This is a genomic window from Streptomyces sp. NBC_00273, from assembly GCF_036178145.1.
In the GTDB taxonomy this organism is placed as follows: Bacteria; Actinomycetota; Actinomycetes; order Streptomycetales; family Streptomycetaceae; genus Streptomyces.
On the sequence record NZ_CP108067.1, the window covers coordinates 1591495 to 1608870 of the forward strand.

At 71.1% G+C, this 17376-nt stretch carries 17 protein-coding genes and 1 riboswitch; of the genes, 11 read left to right on the forward strand and 6 right to left on the reverse strand.

Annotated elements, in window-relative coordinates; all coding sequences use genetic code 11:
* The first annotated feature begins 65 nt into the window (after positions 1 to 65).
* The 6 genes from OG386_RS06790 to OG386_RS06815 all read left to right on the forward strand — a co-directional run bounded on the left by OG386_RS06790 (position 66) and on the right by OG386_RS06815 (position 5370).
* Positions 66 to 707: a TetR/AcrR family transcriptional regulator gene (locus OG386_RS06790; RefSeq protein ID WP_328787253.1), complete on the forward strand. Its 642-nt coding sequence runs from the start codon at positions 66 to 68 to the stop codon at positions 705 to 707.
* A gap of 357 nt (positions 708 to 1064) precedes the next feature.
* On the forward strand, positions 1065 to 2597 hold the full coding sequence (locus OG386_RS06795) for a sensor histidine kinase (RefSeq protein ID WP_405789948.1): 1533 nt from the start codon (positions 1065 to 1067) through the stop codon (positions 2595 to 2597).
* Between the two features lie 2 nt (positions 2598 to 2599).
* Positions 2600 to 3010 (forward strand): roadblock/LC7 domain-containing protein, encoded by a 411-nt coding sequence (locus tag OG386_RS06800; RefSeq protein WP_373037725.1) that lies wholly within the window; start codon positions 2600 to 2602, stop codon positions 3008 to 3010.
* Positions 3007 to 3366, forward strand: a complete 360-nt coding sequence (locus tag OG386_RS06805; protein WP_328787255.1) for a DUF742 domain-containing protein — start codon at positions 3007 to 3009, stop codon at positions 3364 to 3366. Before OG386_RS06800 ends, OG386_RS06805 begins: the two co-directional genes overlap by 4 nt.
* Positions 3347 to 3967, forward strand: a complete 621-nt coding sequence (locus tag OG386_RS06810; protein WP_327381307.1) for a GTP-binding protein — start codon at positions 3347 to 3349, stop codon at positions 3965 to 3967. Before OG386_RS06805 ends, OG386_RS06810 begins: the two co-directional genes overlap by 20 nt.
* A complete protein-coding gene (locus OG386_RS06815) occupies positions 3964 to 5370 on the forward strand; it encodes a cytochrome P450 (protein ID WP_328787256.1) in 1407 nt (468 codons plus the stop codon). Before OG386_RS06810 ends, OG386_RS06815 begins: the two co-directional genes overlap by 4 nt.
* Positions 5371 to 5443: 73 nt before the next feature.
* Here the strand turns inward: OG386_RS06815 and OG386_RS06820 are convergent, their stop codons facing one another.
* Together OG386_RS06820 and OG386_RS06825 are read right to left on the reverse strand one after the other, a co-directional pair.
* Positions 5444 to 6577 (reverse strand): terpene synthase family protein, encoded by a 1134-nt coding sequence (locus OG386_RS06820; RefSeq protein WP_328787257.1) that lies wholly within the window; start codon positions 6575 to 6577, stop codon positions 5444 to 5446.
* The gene (locus tag OG386_RS06825) at positions 6574 to 7491 is read right to left on the reverse strand and encodes an SAM-dependent methyltransferase (RefSeq protein WP_328787258.1); all 918 of its coding nucleotides are present in this window, start codon (positions 7489 to 7491) and stop codon (positions 6574 to 6576) included. Before OG386_RS06825 ends, OG386_RS06820 begins: the two co-directional genes overlap by 4 nt.
* A 568-nt stretch (positions 7492 to 8059) precedes the next feature.
* On the opposite strand from OG386_RS06825, the gene OG386_RS06830 reads away from it, so the two are divergent.
* Positions 8060 to 9097, forward strand: coding sequence for a PP2C family protein-serine/threonine phosphatase (locus OG386_RS06830; RefSeq protein WP_328787259.1), 1038 nt, complete (start codon positions 8060 to 8062; stop codon positions 9095 to 9097).
* Positions 9098 to 9295: 198 nt separating this feature from the next.
* On the opposite strand, the gene OG386_RS06835 is transcribed toward OG386_RS06830, so the two are convergent.
* Both OG386_RS06835 and OG386_RS06840 read right to left on the reverse strand, forming a co-directional pair.
* Positions 9296 to 10174 (reverse strand): MBL fold metallo-hydrolase, encoded by an 879-nt coding sequence (locus OG386_RS06835; protein ID WP_328787260.1) that lies wholly within the window; start codon positions 10172 to 10174, stop codon positions 9296 to 9298.
* A gap of 11 nt (positions 10175 to 10185) precedes the next feature.
* Positions 10186 to 10253, reverse strand: a riboswitch (guanidine-III (ykkC-III) riboswitch).
* Between the two features lie 96 nt (positions 10254 to 10349).
* On the reverse strand, positions 10350 to 10913 hold the full coding sequence (locus OG386_RS06840) for an SMI1/KNR4 family protein (protein ID WP_328787261.1): 564 nt from the start codon (positions 10911 to 10913) through the stop codon (positions 10350 to 10352).
* A gap of 218 nt (positions 10914 to 11131) precedes the next feature.
* On the opposite strand from OG386_RS06840, the gene OG386_RS06845 reads away from it, so the two are divergent.
* A complete protein-coding gene (locus OG386_RS06845; protein WP_328787262.1) occupies positions 11132 to 11674 on the forward strand; it encodes an SMI1/KNR4 family protein in 543 nt (180 codons plus the stop codon).
* A 156-nt stretch (positions 11675 to 11830) separates the two neighbouring features.
* On the opposite strand, the gene OG386_RS06850 is transcribed toward OG386_RS06845, so the two are convergent.
* Positions 11831 to 13051: an IS110 family transposase gene (locus OG386_RS06850; protein ID WP_328787263.1), complete on the reverse strand. Its 1221-nt coding sequence runs from the start codon at positions 13049 to 13051 to the stop codon at positions 11831 to 11833.
* A gap of 244 nt (positions 13052 to 13295) precedes the next feature.
* Between OG386_RS06850 and OG386_RS06855 the strand changes: the two genes are divergently transcribed.
* Positions 13296 to 14141 (forward strand): DUF4253 domain-containing protein, encoded by an 846-nt coding sequence (locus tag OG386_RS06855; RefSeq protein ID WP_328787264.1) that lies wholly within the window; start codon positions 13296 to 13298, stop codon positions 14139 to 14141.
* Between the two features lie 61 nt (positions 14142 to 14202).
* Here the strand turns inward: OG386_RS06855 and OG386_RS06860 are convergent, their stop codons facing one another.
* Positions 14203 to 15105, reverse strand: coding sequence for a LysR family transcriptional regulator (locus OG386_RS06860; RefSeq protein WP_328787266.1), 903 nt, complete (start codon positions 15103 to 15105; stop codon positions 14203 to 14205).
* 74 nt (positions 15106 to 15179) lie between these two features.
* Here OG386_RS06860 and OG386_RS06865 point away from each other — a divergent pair, with 74 nt between their 5' ends.
* Together OG386_RS06865 and OG386_RS06870 are read left to right on the forward strand one after the other, a co-directional pair.
* Positions 15180 to 16157 carry a threonine ammonia-lyase gene (locus tag OG386_RS06865; protein ID WP_328787267.1) on the forward strand — a complete coding sequence of 326 codons (978 nt, stop codon included), beginning with the start codon at positions 15180 to 15182 and terminating at the stop codon, positions 16155 to 16157.
* 97 nt (positions 16158 to 16254) lie between these two features.
* Positions 16255 to 17349 carry a polyprenyl synthetase family protein gene (locus OG386_RS06870; protein ID WP_328787268.1) on the forward strand — a complete coding sequence of 365 codons (1095 nt, stop codon included), beginning with the start codon at positions 16255 to 16257 and terminating at the stop codon, positions 17347 to 17349.
* Positions 17350 to 17376: the final 27 nt, after the last annotated feature.

Below are 17376 nucleotides of genomic sequence, written 5' to 3' on the forward strand. Positions count from 1 at the left end.
GCTCCGTTCCGGGACTCCGGTTGATGGTCGATACTTGAATGTAGGCAGAGCAAACATTGTTGTCAATGACAACATCGAAGGAGGAGACCGCCTTGGCCGACGCCGATGCGCCCTATCACCACGGCAATCTCAGGGAGGCCCTGCTGGCGCGCGCGGAAGACGTGCTCGCGACCTCGGGGGCGGACAGCCTCTCCCTCCGGGCCCTCGCGCGCGACCTCGGCGTCAGCCACGCGGCGCCGGGCCGCCACTTCCGCGACCGGCAGGCGCTGCTGGACGCGCTCGCCGTGGGCGGCTTCACCCGGCTCAACGCGCGCCTCCGGGCCGCCGTGGGCGAGCCCGGTCCCGTCACCAGCCGGCTCGCCCGCATGGGCCGCGCGTACATCGACTTCGCCGTCGCGCACGCCCCGCTGCTGAGCCTGATGTTCACGGCCAAGCACGCCGACCACTCCAGCGCCGAGCTCCGCGAACTCGGCCACCAGAGCCTGGACATCGCCGCCGGACTGCTCTCCCTCGCCCAGCAGGAGGGCGTCGTACGGGCGGGCGACCCGGCCCGGCTCGCCCAGGTCGCCTTCTCCGTGGTGCACGGCCTCGCGGCCCTGGCCGTCGGCTCCCTGCTCGAGGACACGCCGCTGGACGAGGCGACCGACCTCGCCCTCGACGTCCTGCTCACGGGCCTCGGCCCGGTCGGCCCCGAGCCGCGCTCCTAGGAGGTGGCTCGCCGATCGGACCGGACTCGCGTCGCCCGGTCCGATCGGCAAGGCACCTCCTAGCGCATTTCCGTCCGGGGCGCCACCGACGGACCCGGGGATGCGGCCGAACCGATCGGAACACGAGCGCGGATTCCCGCGCGGGGAACGGGGTCGGCACCCCGCCGACCTCCCGTTACGCCGCCGCACGCCGCACGCGGCCCCCTTCCCTTGCCGGAATTCGACGCCACCGATGGCGCATATCGGTTCCTCCGGTCCGATGAACTCCAACGAAAGCCCACATCGGCGAAGTTGGGCGTAGTTATGCTCCCGCCCACCGGTCAGAAGGTCCCCCTTTTCGATAGTTCGAGGACGCCGATGGAGCAAAGAGGTACTCCCCCCGAAAGTCCCCACCTGGAGGGAAGAGCAAGCCGGATGCTGCCCGCGATCGCGGTCGTGGCCGCCGCCTGCCTGGTGGGGGCGTTGGCTTCCTCCTCGGCACCGCTCGGCACCGCCTCGATCGCCGTCGCCGCCTCGTGCACCGCAGCGGCCTTCGTCGAGGCGCGACGGCGCGGCCGCGCGCTCGCCGCCGGGCGCGCCCAGGTCGCGGCCCTCCAGCACGCCCTGGCCCGGCAGCAGATCGAGGCGGCCCGACTGTCCGAGGCGGTGCTGCCCGAAGCCATCGAGCGACTGCGCAAGGGCGAGCCGGCCGAGGAGGTGCTGACCGCCCTGGGCGGGCGCGGCGGCCACGGCAACCGCTGGGGCGACGACGAGGCCCTGACCCCGCGCTTCCGGGCCGCCCTCCAGGCCGTGCTGGCCCGCGTCGTCGACGCGGTCGACAACGAGGAGAGCCTTCGCGACTCGGCGCAGCGGGCCTTCGTGAACGTCGCCCGGCGCGTGCAGGCGATCGTCCATCAGCAGGCCCACGAGATGCGCGAGATGGAGGACCGGCACGGGAGCAACCCGGACGTCTTCGGCGACCTGCTGCGGCTCGACCACGGCACCGCCCTGATCGGCCGGCTCGCCGATTCCATCTCGGTCCTCGGCGGTGCGCGCCCCGGCCGCCAGTGGAGCAGGGCCGTCACCCTGTACAGCGTGATGCGCGGCGCGATGTCGAGGATCATCGACTACCAGCGGGTGGAACTGCACTCGGTCTGCGAGGTCGCCGTCGTCGGTCCCGTCGTGGAGCCGCTGATCCACACCCTGGCGGAGCTGCTGGACAACGCCACCCGGTACTCGCCGCCGCACACCCGCGTCCACCTCACGGCCGTCGAGGTCCAGTCGGGCATCGCCGTGGAGATCGAGGACGGCGGCCTGAGCATGAGCGAGGAGGCCCGCGCCCGGGCGGAGAAGATGCTCGCCCAGGCGCAGTCCGGCATCGACCTCAACGACCTGGGTGAGACGCCGAGGCTGGGTCTGGCGGTGGTCGGCCGGCTGGCGCAGGCGTACGGGTTCCAGGTGTCCCTGCGTTCGTCCGCGTACGGCGGCGTCCGCGCCGTGGTGATCGTGCCGCAGCACCTGATCACCACGGCGACCTCCGCGACCGGTCTCGCCCACGGCATCGGCTCCTCCTCGGGGCCCAGGGCCGTGGCCGCCACACCGCGCGAGCACCCCTTCGACCGTTCGTCGGAGGGCATGGGCGCGCCCCGGCCGGCGCCGGTGCCCGGGCCGGCACCCGTCGCCGCCGGGGAGCCGGAGGTCGGCGCGCGTACCGCGACCGGCCTGCCGCAGCGCCGCCGGAAGGACCGTGTGGCCACCTCCGACGCCCGACCGGCCGCGGAGTCCCGGTCGGCGGACGACGGCGGCCCGGGAATGTGGCTGGAGGCGTTCCACAGCGGACTGTCCGGCACGCCCGGCCACGATGCGCCGGGGACCGAAGGAACGTCGGGTTCAGCGACCAAGGGGGCGTAAGCATGATGACTCAGCGAATCAGCAGCATGGACTGGATGCTCAAGGACCTGGCGGCCGGAGTCCCGCAGACGCGGCACGTGATCGTGCTGTCCGCGGACGGGCTCTGCGTGGCGCAGTACGGGGCCGAGACCGACACGGCCGACCGCCTGGCAGCGGCCTGCGCGGGCCTGCAGAGCCTGGCCGGAGCGGTGGCCGCGGAACTGCCCCGCTCGGAGGGCAGGATGCGCCTGGTCGTGATCGAGATGGACGGCGGGTTCTTCTATCTGATGGCCGCCGGCGACGGCTCCTACCTCGCGGTCCTCGCCGACGAGGGCGTGGACGCGGGCTTGATGGGTGCGCAGATGCGCAATCTGGTGACCCGAATGGGGGACCACCTGAGCAGCCCGCCCCGACATGACGGGCAGCCCGCGTGAATGAGCCGCCCGCAAGCTGGGAGGACAGCAGCCCCGAACGGCTCTACGTCGTCACCGGCGGACGCAGTGGGCCGTCCACCGCCGTCCATCTCGACCTCGTGACGTTAGTCGTGGCCAAAGGGTCCGCGCGGCCCGAGATGCAGCCCGAGCAGGCGACCATCCTGCGGATGTGCCAGTCACCGCTGTCGGTGGCCGAGATCGCCGCGTACGCGGGCTTGCCCGTGAGCGTCGTCACCGTACTGGTCGGGGACTTGATGGCCGCTCGACGCGTGTACGTCCGCCCGCCCGTTCCCGCCGCGCAGCTACCCGACCTTGCTCTGATCGAGGCAGTGATCGATGGACTTCAGAAGCTCTGACCCGCCCGCCGGGCCGCTCGAGGCGGACATACTCCCGCAGACGGCAGCGGCCGCCGTGAAGGTCGTCGTCGTCGGCGGATTCGGCGTGGGCAAGACGACGATGGTCGGTGCGGTCAGCGAGATCAGGCCGCTGACGACCGAGGAGACGATGACCAGGGCCGGCGTCGGCGTCGACGACACCTGGGGCGTGGACCACAAGGTCACCACGACCGTCGCCATGGACTTCGGCCGCATCAGCATCAACGACGAGCTCGTGCTGTACCTGTTCGGAACTCCCGGCCAGGAGCGCTTCTGGTTCCTGTGGCGCGGGCTCTTCGAGGGCGCGCTCGGAGCGGTCGTACTCCTGGACACCCGTCGGCTGGAGATCAGCTTCGACGTCATCGGACGGCTGGAGGAGCGGGGCGTCCCCTTCGTCGTGGCCGTCAACTCCTTCCCCGGCGCGCCCGAGCATCCGCTGGAGGAGCTGCGCCAGGCCCTCGACCTGCCCCCCGCGGTCCCGATCCTCGTCTGCGACGCCCGACGGCGGGACTCGTCCCGCGATGTCCTGCTGACCCTCATGCGCTACCTGCACGCCCAGGCAGCCACCCAGGAGGCAATGTGAACACCGGCCCCACCAGCCCCACTCCACCGCCCGAGTGCCCCGCCCACGCGGCGGCGGCGACCGCCGGCGGCCTGTACCGGCTCCACGGCGCGGAGGCCCAGGCCGATCCCCTCGCGCTGTACGAGAAACTGCGCGCCGAACACGGTTCCGTGGCACCCGTCTTGGTGAGCGGGGACCTCCCGGCCTGGCTGGTCCTCGGTCACCGGGAGAACCTGGACGTGGCGCGCACGTCCTCGCGCTTCGCCCGCGACCCGCGCGGGTGGCGCGACATGAAAGAGGGCCGGGTGCCGGCCGACACCCCGCTCGGCCCCATGGTCTCCTGGGTGCCGGTGTGCAACTTCACCGACGGCCCCGTTCACGAGCGGCTGCGCTCGGCCGTGGTGGAGTCCTTGGAGCGCTTCGACAAGCGCGGCATCCGCCGCTACGTGACGCGCTTCGCCAACCAGCTCGTCGACCAGATCGCGGGCGAGGGGTACGCCGACCTGGTGCCCGCCTTCTCCGACCAGCTTCCGATGCTGGTCATGACCCAGCTCATCGGGGCACCCGACGAACACGGACCCCTGCTGGTCAACGCGGCGCGCGACATGCTCCAGGGGACCGAGACGGCCCTCCAGAGCGACCGCTACGTCACCTCCACGCTGGAACAGCTGGTCGTGGAGCGCAAGGCCAGGCCCGTGCGCGACCTCGCCTCCTGGCTGATCGAGCACCCCGCGAACCTGAGCGACACCGAGGTGCTGATGCACCTGCGCGTCGTGCTGATCGCGGCCTACGAGACCACGGCGAACCTGATCGCCAACACGCTGCGGACCGTACTGACCGACCCGCGCTTCCGGGCCAGCCTCTCCGGGGGCCACATGACGCTGCCCGACGCCCTGGAGCAAGTCCTGTGGGACGACCCGCCGATCAACACCATCATCGGGCGCTGGGCCACCGGTGACACGCTGCTCGGCGGCCGGCAGGTGAAGGCCGGCGACATGATCCTCCTCGGGCTGGCCGCGGGCAACGCGGACCCGCAGATCCGGCCGGACCCCGCGGCCTCGGTCCATGGCAACCGTTCCCACCTGGCCTTCAGCAGCGGGCCGCACGAGTGTCCGGGGCAGGACATCGGCCGCGCCATCGCGGACACCGGCATCGAGGTCCTCCTGGACCGGTTGCCCGACCTCCAGTTGGCGGTCGACGCGAGCGAGCTGCAATGGCGCGGCACCCTCATGTCGCGCCACCTGTTGTCCCTGCCGGTACGGTTCGCCCCGCGCCCCGTGGCGAACGCGCAGCCCGACGCCGAACAGCCGGCGGGGCACCCGGTCCACGCGGTCGTCCCGCCGCAACCGGCCGTAGCGCCCGCGGTCGCGGGTCGCCGTCACCGCTCCGTCAGCTGGTGGCGACGGCTGCTCGGCCTCGGCTGACAGCTGGTAGCTGACGGCTTCCAGTCTCCGGGCCGAGGGCCCCGACCGCACCGGCCGGGGCCCTCGCCACCCCTCAGTCGTGTACCCGCTGCCACCAGGAAGCGAGGGCCGGCACATCCGGCGGCTCGGTTCCGGCAAGGCTGGGGGCTTCGGCGAACCGGGTGGCGAACCGGGCATCCGGCAGCGGTAGTTCGTGCCGGTTGCGCGGGCTCGCGTACCGGGGTGCCCGGCTCTGCCAGGTGATGGAGCCGGCCACGTAGTGGCCCAACGCCGCCAGGTGCCGTCGCAGTTCCGCATTCGCGCCGGACTCCGCCCGCGCCCGCAGCGTCATGAAGAGGACCATCACCCGGTCACGCAGGGCCACTGCGAGCGGCACGGCCTCGGCGGGCGAGCAGTCCTCTTGGTGGGCGAGGACATTGACCAGATTCACCTCCCTCGGCTGCAGGTGGTCGTCCTTGTCGTAGGAGAACAGGTCGTTGTCCGCGCTGACGACGAATCCCGCCGCATCCATCAGTACCGTCAGAGTGCGGGAACAGAGCACCTCTGGCGGCAGCCGGTCCCCGCGTGCGACGTCGGACCAGGTCAGCGAGAAGCGCGTCCCGTTCGCCAGCGGACCCATGGCGACGAAGTCGTTCAGCTCCGGCATGGTCCCGGCCTCGGCCCGGGCGGCCCGCCAGGCCGCTCCGAGCAGCCAGTCGCGCGTCCCCTCGACGAACCTGCGCAGCTCGTAGGGCGTGAGCATCGCATGGGTGCGGCGCACCAGGTCCAGCAGCGCACGGGTCATCGGCCCGTCGGGCAGGACCGAGGCGCCCGGGTCCTCGATGGTGCGCAGCAGACGTACGCCGTGTTCGACGACGGCACCCGTGCCCACCTCGTCGGAACCCGAATCCTGCCAGTCGTCGACGGCGTTGGCCCAGTAGTTCCACTGGGCGAACAGCAGGAGGGCGTCCACGTTCCCGTCGGGGACGATGCGGCAGGAGAAGTCGGCGCTGTGGGTGGCGAGACCCCATGCGCGCTCGACCGGATCGGGGTAGACGCCGAAGGCGTCCAGCCACTCGACCGCCCGTGCCTCCACCTGCTTCGCCTCGGGGTGGACGAGGTCGCGTTCCAGGGGGCAGTAGAAGGACGGCAGGCGCGTGCCGAGGAGCGAGGGGCGGGGTGCGGGTGCGGGTGCCGGTACCGGTGCCGGTGCCGGTGACGCCGTCATCGGCGGCTCCGGAGCCGGAAGCGCAGCAGCCGCGTCTGCACCGCGTGGTCCCGCCAGAGCCGGAAGAACCTGCTGTGCGCGAGCGTCGACTGTTCGAGCCGTTCGCCGGTCCATGCGCCGGGCTCGGCGCCCGCGCCCGCGCGGAGCCGGTCGAGTTCGGCGGTGTTCCACGCCATGGACTGCACCCAGAACTCCGCCACCGAATCCGTCACGTCCTCCTCGTGCACGAGTTCAAAACCGGCCGCCTCGGCAGCGGCGAGGTACTCCCCTCTCAGTCCCAATCGCGTTCTGTAGTAGCCGTCGATGAACTCGCGCCAGGTGGAGCGGCCCACGAAGTGTTCCTGGATCCCGAACCATCCGCCGGGCTCCAGCGCCTTGGCGACGACCTGGAAGAGTCGGGTCCGGTCGGTGTAGCCGCTGCTCTCGTTGGCGTAGACGGCGTCGTACGCGCAGCTCTCGTCCAGGTCGTGCACGTCCGCCAGTACGGGCTTCACCCGCTCCCCGACCCCTGCGTGCCGTGCGAAGTGCCGGACGAACGGGATGTGTTCCGCCGCGACGGTGAGACTGGTGACCGATGCTCCGTGCTCCTGCGCCCAGTACAGCGACGTCCCGCCCAGGCCGCAGCCGATGTCCAGCAGGCGCCGGGGAGACGTCTCGTACGCGCCCCACGACCGAGCCGCGTGCTCGACGATCCGCTCCTGAGCGTCGAACAGGCGCTGCTTCAGCACGTGCTGGGGGACGGTGCTGTCCGGCGGACCGTCCGGGTAGAGCCCCACGTGGAAGTGGACACGGGGGCCCGGACCGTACTTGTGCAGGATCTCTTGCGTCTTGTGGTTGTAGTAGAGACGTATGGGATCGTCCGCACCCGGGTCCCGGTCGCTGACCGAGGACGATAAGAGGGGGGTGAAGCGCATCGGATGTCCGCCCTTTCGTGGGGTAGGGCTGCCTCCGGGACACGCTGTCACCGCACTCACCGCGTCCCGTCCGGCACACTGTTGAAGCACGGATCATCGTGGCACTTCGGGTCCCCCACGTCAGCCCACTGGAGTAACAGGGGGCAGCGTCCGTCCCGCCGTGAGCGGGCGGACCGGCAACGGTCGTCGTCCGATCGGTCCGGGGGCGAACCGACGTTCGGACGACCGTGCCCCACCTACCGGACCGACCGGTCGGACGGTGCGGCCGACGTAGGCGGCGAACCGGTCGAGCGCGGGGGCGTCCGCGGGAGCCGCCCTCTACGGCGTCCAGGTGGCCGACAGCGTCCTGACCGGTGGCGGTGGTGGTGGCGAGGTCGCAGCCGTGCAGGACGGCCTCCAGCTCGGCCTGCCAGGGCGGGAACACCCCATTGCGGACAGAATCTGTCCGCAAGCGGAGATCGCGACCCCGGCCGCCAGAGCGCTATGACCCGATTACGTAGATATCCTGTGAAGTGTGATCGAGTCTGGACGGCCGCGGCTACGCAGGCGCCCCGGCCCGGGACGACTTGTGCGGCTGTCGCCGGTCATCCTGACCGTCGTCATCGCCAGCCTGGCGTACAACACTCCGCCGGAAATGGCCTTCAGCCGTCTCCTGCCCGCGGCGCCGGCCCTTGCCGCCGCCATGTGGCCGGTGCTGCCCACCGTCCTGCTCGGGACGGTCTGTCTCATCCTGATGATCGGCCTCAGCTTCGTCTTCCCGGATCTGGGGACGTGGTGGACGGCCGCGGGGATCATCGCGGTCACCGTGGCCGCCGCGTACGGGAGCCATGTCCGGCTCCAACGGGAGCGCACCCTCTTCCAGGTACGGCTCGTCGCCGACGCGGCGCAGCAGGTGGTGCTCAGCCCCCTGCCGCGCCGCTTCGGCGGCATCGAGATCGAGTCGCTGTACCTCGCGGCCGCGGCCGAGGCCCGCATCGGCGGGGACTTCTACGAGGTGGTCGACACGCCGTTCGGGGTCAGGCTGCTCATCGGCGACGTCCGGGGCAAGGGCCTGCCGGCGGTGGGGGCAGCCGCGGCGATCGTGAACGCCTTCCGGGAGGCTGCGTACGGCGAGATCGACATGGTCGACGTCGCACGCCGCATGGACGCCAGCAGCACCCGTTACAACGGCGCGTTCCCCCCCGAGGGGCCCCTGGAGCGCTTCGCCACCGCCCTCCTCGTCCAGATCCCCCACGGGGGTAGACGCATCGACATCCTCAACTGCGGACACCCTCCGCCCCTGCTCCTCAACCAGGGGAAGGTCCTCACGCTCGAGTCCACCACCCCCTCTCCCCTGCTCAGCCTCGCGGAGCTGATCGGCGACCACTACAGCGTCGACACGTTCGACTTCGCCCCCGACGACCTCCTGCTCCTCTATACCGACGGGATCGCCGAGGCCCGCGCCCGCGACGGCGAGTTCTTCCCGTTGGCGGCCTGGATGCGTCGGCAGCCCCCCACACCGCCCGACGAACTGCTCACGGCCCTTCACCGCGACCTCCTCCGCCACAGCAAGGGACGCCTCGACGACGACATCGCCGCCCTCGCCGTACGTCTGTGCGAGCCGTGAGCCCGTCGCGTACCGCCGGGGCGCCCCGGTTCAGCACCGAACCCGCCGTCGCCGGGAGCCGGCACCCGACCCTCGCCGCCCCGCCCGTTCTTGCCGACCGTGCTCCGTCGGCCACTCTTCGTGTGCGCCGCGGCAACGTGCGGCGCGGTCTGATCCGCGAATGCGCTGGTGGGGAACCAGCTGGCTACTCGGCGTGGCTCAGTCGTCCGGGCAGATGACGAAGAGGGGGAAGGCGAGTCGGCGGGGCTGGTCGCCCATCTCGTCGAGTGCGGCGCGGATCTCGTGCAGGTGGCCGGTCGTCATCTGCAGTGGGGGTTCGTGGGGCTGGTAGGTGGTGCGGACCGGGTACTCCACGCCCGGTTCGGTGGTCATCTCGATGTGGCAACCCATGACGTGGGTGACCGGTCTGCGTTCGCAGAACTCGATCAGGCGGTCGATGGTCCGGGAGAAGGCGTACCGGTCCTGGACGTAGAGGCGGCCCGGATAGACCGTGTCGCCGGTGAGCAGGAACCCGGTCCACGCGTCGTAGAACGTGACGGCTGCCTCGTGGTGCCCGGGGGTGGCCAGGCACTCGAGCGTGCGGCCTCCCAGATCGACCCTCGCCACGGCCGCGGGGTTCTCGTCGAATCCGAAGTACTTCCAGGCCGTGGCGAGTTCCGCTGCGACCACCGTGGTGTCGGGGCGGTCGGCGAACTGACCGTCGCCCGCGATGTGGTCGCCGTGGGCGTGTGTGTGCAGCACCAGCAGGTGGTACTCCGGGCGGGGGTGGCGGGCGAGCCAGTCGTCGACGAGCTGGTCCACCACCACGCGCAGGGGGAAGAACGCACGTGACGCAGTGGCCCCGGTATCGATCAGCACCGCCCGGTCGTTGCCGAACAGCAGGAACAGGAACGGCGCTTCGTAGTGGATCGCCATGTTCTGCCGCAGGATGACCGTGTGCTCGTCGTACGCGTGGACCTGGATGTCCGGGTCAGTGTTGTGCTTGGACGATGGTGAGCCGTGGATCCAGCGGACGTCCAACTCGCGGGGCCCGGAAGCCGGGCCGTCGAAATCGATAGGGGATGTGTCTGCAGCCATGACGCCTCCTGAGTGCGTCGTCTTAGCAGGCCGGGTACGGCGCACATCTCGTCCGGGGCGGGCACCTGTGAGCCTCCGCCGCGACGCTACCACGACGTTGATCCACGGCCCTGCTGCCCGGCGCCCGGTCCGGTGCCCTGCGGCGAACCGACGTGTCGAGAGCATCCCGTCGGTGTCAGTGGCTGGGCATGCCGAAGACTTGGCCGGCCGTCTCGAACCAGTGCTCCGTCGGCTTCGGCACCTCGCTGAGGTGGCCGAAGTATTCCGTTTCCGCCGTTCCCGTGAGCACCGCCAGGAGGAAGGCCGAGCACCCCATGTCGTGGTCCTCCCACAGGGGGCCGCGCCCCTCGTTGTAGAGCACGGTCCACTCATCGGGCTGCTGGCCGGGCCTCACCAGCCAGTACAGGAAGGCCCCCGTGCCTTCCTCGAACGCCCACGGCAGGACCAGGGCCCCCGCTTCCAGCAGGCCGGCGGGCTTCGCCTCGATCTCCCATAGGTTGGCCAAGATCTCGTCCCGTTCCGTCTTCTGCGCGTGCAGGTCGCAGTCGTTGTGGGCGGAGTGGGGGACGAGCAGCCAGACCGTGTCGTCGAAGAGGCCGTCGCCGTACGTCTCGACGAGCCGCTTGTAGTCGGTGGGCAGAGCCACACCCAGGGCGCGCTCGGCCTGCGCCCAGTCCACCGCGGGCGGCGGATCGGCGGGCGGCGGGCAGAGGCGGACGAGGGCATCGAGGGCGATCATGGAACCGACGCTACTGGAACCCCTAGCCGATGCCCGTGGGCGGGTCGCCAGGACGGGCAACGCCTTCGGCCGGGCGCCTTCTTGCCGGGGGCGGGCGGACCGGGATCATCCGGCAGGATCCGGAGGAGGCGGCTCAGCGGAGCCCGTCGCATACGACGTCACCGCTGTCCTCAACCTGCCGGAGGGACGGCGGAACCCGAGCTGGAGGAACAACGGCCGTGCACCCTGCCATCGCCCACCTCACCCGCGCGATCCCACCGACGGATGCCCCTCGGGCCCACGACTGGGCGCGCGTCGAAGAGGAGCTCGGAACGATCCTACCGAGCGACTACAAGCAGCTCGTCGACCTCTACGGCGGTGGCCTCTTCGACGACGCCATCTGGGTACTGGAGCCGGACTGCCCCAACAAGTACTACGACCTGGCGTCGGAGAACCACATCCGCGCCGCAGCCCAGCAGGGGCTCTGGACGGGCGGGGAGCCCAAGCCCTCCGAACTCGACGGGACGGGATCCCGCGCCATCGCCTGGGCCGTGACCGAGAACGGTGACTGTCTTCACTGGCTGGCCCGCCCCGACCAGGAACCCGACCGGTGGACCGTGGCGGTCAAGGAGGGACGCGGCCGGGAATGGGAATTCCACGCCCGGTCGTGTGCCGAGTTCTTGCGGTCCGTGCTCCTCACCGGCGACGCGGAGTCCGACGTGTTCTACGACTTCCCGACGGAAGGACCGCACGGGTTCGCTTCCAGCTCCAGTTTCGTCTGAGTTGATGCGTCCCACGTACGGCGGGCTCGGTCCACGGGGTGAGGCTCGCACGCCGCACCGGTCCGGGCCACTGGGATGCGTCCCGCCGGAAGCCCGCTTCGTTGGCTTCGGGGCGCGGCCTGGCTGCAACTGAGGCGCTGAAGCTCCTATTGGCTGTCAAGCAGTGGTGAGCCAGTCGCGGTAGGCGTTGGCGAGGTTGTCGTCGCGGCGGGTGCCGCGTTCGATGCATGAGATGACCGATGGCCAGACGCCGAAGTGGTGGGCGACGGCGGTGAGGGTGATGTTCTTGGCCTGGCGTGTGGGCCGCAGGTCCGCGACCTCGGGGACGGCGACCGTCGTGGTGAGGTAGCGGAACACTTCCCGGGCGATGGCCCGTTTGAGGAGGCGGATGATCTCCTTCTTGGTCCGGCCGGCCGCGGTCTGGCGGGCCACGTAGTCGCGGGTGCGCTGGTCGCTGGCCATGCGGACGAGGGCTATCCGGTAGAGGGCCGCGTTGGCGGCGCGATCGCCGCCTCGGGAGAGGCGGTGACGGTTGGTCTTCCCGCTGGAGGCAGGAACGGGGGCGACCCCGCACAGGGCCGCGAAGGAAGCTTCGGTGCGGAGACGGTCGGAGTTGCCGCCTGCGGTGATCAGGAGCTGGGCCGCGGTGTCGGGGCCGACGCCGTAGGCGCCCCGCAGGCCCGGATTGTGTTCGGTGACCACACTGTCGAGTGTTGCTGTGAGCTCGTCGTGTTCAGCGGTCAGGGCCTGGACGCGTCGGGCGAGGCTCTTCAAAGCGCTCAGCACGGCGGTGTGGACGGCGTCTGTCGTTGCCGTGAGCCGCAGTCGTGCCAGGGCATCCATGAGCGGCTTTCCCCGCAGGGCCCGATAGCGGGCGCGGATGGTTTCGGGGGCGCTGACGAGGATGTGCCCGATCTGGTTCATGGCGGCGGTGCGGGCTTTGACCGTGGACCGGGCGGCGTTGTGGAGGGCGCGTATGCCAGTGACGGTCTCGTCCTTGGGCGCGCTGGAGGCGCGTCCGGAGAGTGCGGCGCGGGCGGCGGCGTAGGCGTCGATGGGGTCGGACTTGCCGCTGCGGCGGCGTTCGGCGCGGTCGGGGCGGTTGACTTCGAGCACGCTCAGGCCATCGGCGACGGCGGCGCGGGTGAACCCGGTTCCGTAGGACGCGGTGCCTTCCACGCCGATCGCGATCACGTCCCCGTGGGCGCAGAGGAAGGCCAGGGCTGCCGTGTATCCGGCGGTGGTGGTGGGGAACTCTGCGTCGGCGAGGTGGCCGCCGTTGTCGGTGATGACCGCGACGTGGATGGTGTCGGCGTGCGAGTCCACACCGCCGAACACCCACTGGCCGCTCGTGCCCGCTGTGTCCGCTGCTGTCATGCTGGAGGTGCCTTCCTAGCCGGAGGTGACACCGGCCAGGTGGGACAGACAGGACATTGAGGGGGCTTCTGACCAAGCTCCTATCAGGTCATGTTCCACCTGGCCGGAGCCATGAAGAACGGGCCCGGCAGCCGGACGGTACAGCGGGAAGACAGCCCAGCAGGGCGTCAGTCAGTGGCAGAGCCACGACCACCGGAACCCGCTACGAGTATCAATGTCAGTGGGGGCCGATACCTTCATCCGCATGACGACGCGTTCCACGCCGCTCGCGGTGCTGTCGACCGACCCGACGGGCGAAACGTCGGGCCTCGGCCTGCCCCCGGGCTCGCTGGTGACCGGGACCCGCGACGGCCCTTGGCACGAGCCGCTGCTCTGGGTGGCCGACGGGACCGCGGTGCCCGGCACGTGGGCACGGTACCGGTCGTCCCGGTCCCGGTCGGTCCGGGATGCCGAGGGACTGCAACCCGTCCTCCTTCAGGACGCATCGGGCAGCGAGGAGTGGTGGGGCGGTGAGCTGGATCCCGGCATGATGTCGGACCCCGGCGATCACCGTGCCGAGGATGTTCTCCGGGCCCTTTGGGAGTCGGCGGTATCGGAAACCGAGGAGAACGAAGACGAAGGGGACGCCGGCGAGACCATCGCCCCGTTCACCGGTCGCTGGCCCGGACTTGCGTCGGTGGGAGGGACGCCGGCAGATCCGGAGGCGACCGCCGGGGACGTTGCCGATGCCTTGATCGGGACCTGGCTCGAAAGCCCTCGGCTCGCATTGGTCCCGGTGGGCCGGCCTGCGGACGTCCCCGCGGCGATCGGCTGGTCGGGTCCGGCCAACTACGTGGACGACGTGGCGCGGCTGTGTGCCGTTCTTCGTTCCTGGGAGGACCGCTTCGGAGCCCGGGTGGTCGCCCTGTCGTACGCGCGGCTGGACCTGTCCGTGGCAGCTCCACCGCAGTCACTGGACGAGGCTCTCGCGATCGCCGCGGAACACTTCGCGTTCTGCCCGGACAACGTCTGGCAGGGGTACGAGAACATCCGGCCCTACGCGGAGCAAGCACTGCTGGGCAACGCTCACTGGACGTTCTGGTGGGACTGAAGCCGCCTACGGAAGGTCCTCGCAGCGGGTGAAGGCCGCCCGGCGCGGGCGGGTCCTGCCGTCAGGGCCAGGGCACCGGCTGGACGGCGGTCTCCTTGAGGACCTTCAGGAAGGCTTCGACCGGGGCCGGGAGCGGTGGTGCGCCGTAGACGACGGCGTCGACGAAGCGGTGGTCGTCCGGTAGGCGGTCGATCCGCACGCCTGGGTGGAGATGGGCGCGCAGGGCGAGGCCGGGCAGCGTACTGACGCCGAGGCCGGCGGCCACGAGTGCCTGGGCTGCGACGTAGTCGTCGGTCTCGAAGGCGATCGTAGGAGTGAAGCCGCGTTTCCCGCACGCTGTCAGCAGGTGCGTACGGCACCGCTCGCAGCCGGCGATCCACCGTTGTCCGCGGTAGGTGTCGAGGTCGGTACGGGGACCGGGCCAGGACGCGCCGGCCCGGCTGACGACGTAGACCGGCTCGTGCAGGATCGGTGTCACGGTGTGGCCCTCGCGGCCTCCGGGCGGACCGTCACCGTGGTGGAAGGTGAAGGCGACGTTGGCCTCTCCGCGCCGTAGGGCCGCCAGCGCTTCGGGAGGCTCCGCTTCCGTCAGTGCCAGTTCGATGTCCGGGTACGCGACGCCGAAGGCGGCGGCCACCGTGGGTACGAGCGTGGCGAGCGCCGAGGGGAACGCGGCGAGGCGGACCCGTCCGGCGCTGAGACCGGCGTGGGCGGCGAGTTCGGTCCGGGCCGAATCGATCCGGCCGAGGATCTCCTCCGCGCGATCGGCGAGCAGTCGGCCGGCCTCGGTCAGCCGGATGCCGCGGCCCGCCCGCTGGACGAGCGGCACACCGGCTTCGGCTTCGAGCTTGGCGAGGTGGTGGCTGACCGACGGCTGCGCGTAGTGCAGCGCAGCGGCCGCAGCCGTCACCGAACCCTCGCGTGCGATGGCGGCGAACACCCGGAGTCGGTTCTCGTCGAACATTCATCGATGATATCGATGAGTTCATCGGAAACTGACATTTGTCCTATGGGTTGTCCCCTGCGCAGCATGAGGGCATGCCCGATCCCACGATCTCCGACGTCCTTCGCGCGCGCCGTCTGCAGAGCGCGCACCTGTCCCCGACCCCTCTGCTCTCGTATCCCGCCCTCGACTCCACCGTCGGCGCCGGGATCCGCGTTCTGGTCAAACACGAGAACCTGCAGCCGACCGGCGCCCTCAAGGTCCGAGGGGGCGTCACCCTGCTGGCCGGGATGGACCCCGCCGAGCGCGCACGGGGCGTCCTCTCGTACTCCACCGGCAACCACGCCCAGTCCCTCGCCCATGCCGCGGCGCTCTTCCACGTTCCCTGCACCATCGTCATGCCGAAGGACCCGAACCCTCTGAAGGCCGCGGCGGTACGGCGCCTCGGCGCCGAACTGGTCGAACACGGAGCGGACTTCGAAGAGGCCCGCCGCCACGCCGAGCAGCTCGCGCCCCTGCGTGGGATGCGCTTGGTCAGCGCGGCGAACGAGCCGGACCTGATCGCGGGGGTGGCCACCGCGTTCCTGGAGGTCTTCGAGCAGGAACCGGACCTCGACACGATCATCGTGCCGGTCGGTGGCGGCAGTGGCGCCGCCGCCGCTTGCCTGGTGGCGGCGGCGATCAGCCCGCGCTGCCGCGTCATCGCGGTGCAGTCCCGCCGCTCGCCGGCCGCGCACGACTCCTGGCGCTCGGGCCGCTGTGTCGAGCGTCCGAACACCACGACGGCGGAGGGCCTGGCCACCGGGTCGGGCTTCGAGCTGACGCAGCGTCTGTTCCGGCAGCACCTCGCGGACTTCCAGCTGGTCGGCGATGACGACATCCGGTGGGCCCAGTGGCTGCTCATGCGTGATGCCCGAACGGTGGCCGAGGCGGCTGCCGCCGCACCGCTGGCGGCGCTCCTCGCCGCACGCGACGGCCTCGCCGGACAGCGTGTGGCGATCATGTGCACGGGCGGAAACGCCGGCGAAGCCGAGCTGCGGGCCGCTCTCTCCGCCGCACCCTCGGGCCGGTGAAGCCGTTCGGGAGCTCCCGCCGCGAGCCGAGGTAGGAACTCCCCCGATGCGCTGGAGCGGATCCGGGCGGCCGGGGCCGTGATCGATACTGATCTTCATGCACGTCAACGTCACGGCCACCACCCTGGAACGCGTCGCCGGCCACCGGATCCGCTTCGACGCCCGGTTCGAGCAGTACTTCGACAGCCTCGGCGAGCGTTTCGACGTCCCGGTGCCCAGCCGGTACGTCCCCCGCTGCCTGGAGCTCCTGCGGGAGCTCTCGATGCGCGGCGGCAAGCGGCTGCGGGTCGTCCTGCTGTACGAGGCGGCCCGGCTGGTCTCCCCCGACGAGGTACCGGGGCTCGCCGAGGCCGCGCTGAGCATCGAACTGCTCCAGACGCACGGGCTCGTCCACGACGACATCATCGACGACGCGCCCTTGCGGCGCGGCCGGCCCTCGACGTACTACGCGTACCGCCGGGAGTTCCCCGGCCAGGACGCCACCGCCCTCGGGCTCGCGATACTCGCCGGGGACCTCGCCGCGTTCCTGTCCACCCAGGTGCTGCTGGAGGCAGAGGTTCCCGCCGCGCTCCGCCAGGCCCTCCTCGGCGTGCACGCGCGCACCGCGGCCGAGACCGTGGCCGGGCAGATCGCCGACCTGGAGCGGGACTCCCACGCCCTGCCCGACGAGGAATTCCTGCACACCGTCACCGACTTCAAGAGCGCGCGGTACTCGATCCTGGCGCCGCTGACGATGGGCCTGCTGGCCGCGGGCGGGAATCCGGCGCCGCACCGCGCCCGACTGCACCGCTATTCCCGGCTGGTGGGCGTCTCCGAGCAGATGCGCGACGACTTCCTCGACTTCTTCGGCCCGTCCGGCGACGACCCGGCGGCCGAAGCGAAGTCCACCGGGGCCGACATCCGCTCGGGCCGCCGCACCTACGCCGTCCGTGCCCTACTGGCCGCCGCGACCGGGGCCGACGCGGCCCTCGTCGAAGCCGCGCTCGGCGATCCCGGCTGCCCGGACGAAACCCTGGGCCGGATCAGGGAGATCGCCCGCGCCGCGGGCGTGGACCGGCACCTCAAGGCGGAGATCCGACGGCACGCGGAGGCCGCTGCCGCCGAGGCCGCGTCCTGGGAGCCGTACTGGCGCGCGGAGGCTGTGGAGTTCTTCCGGGGCCTGCCGATGTGGAACGTGGACCGGATGTCCTGAGGGACGACGGGGGCCGACGCGGACCGA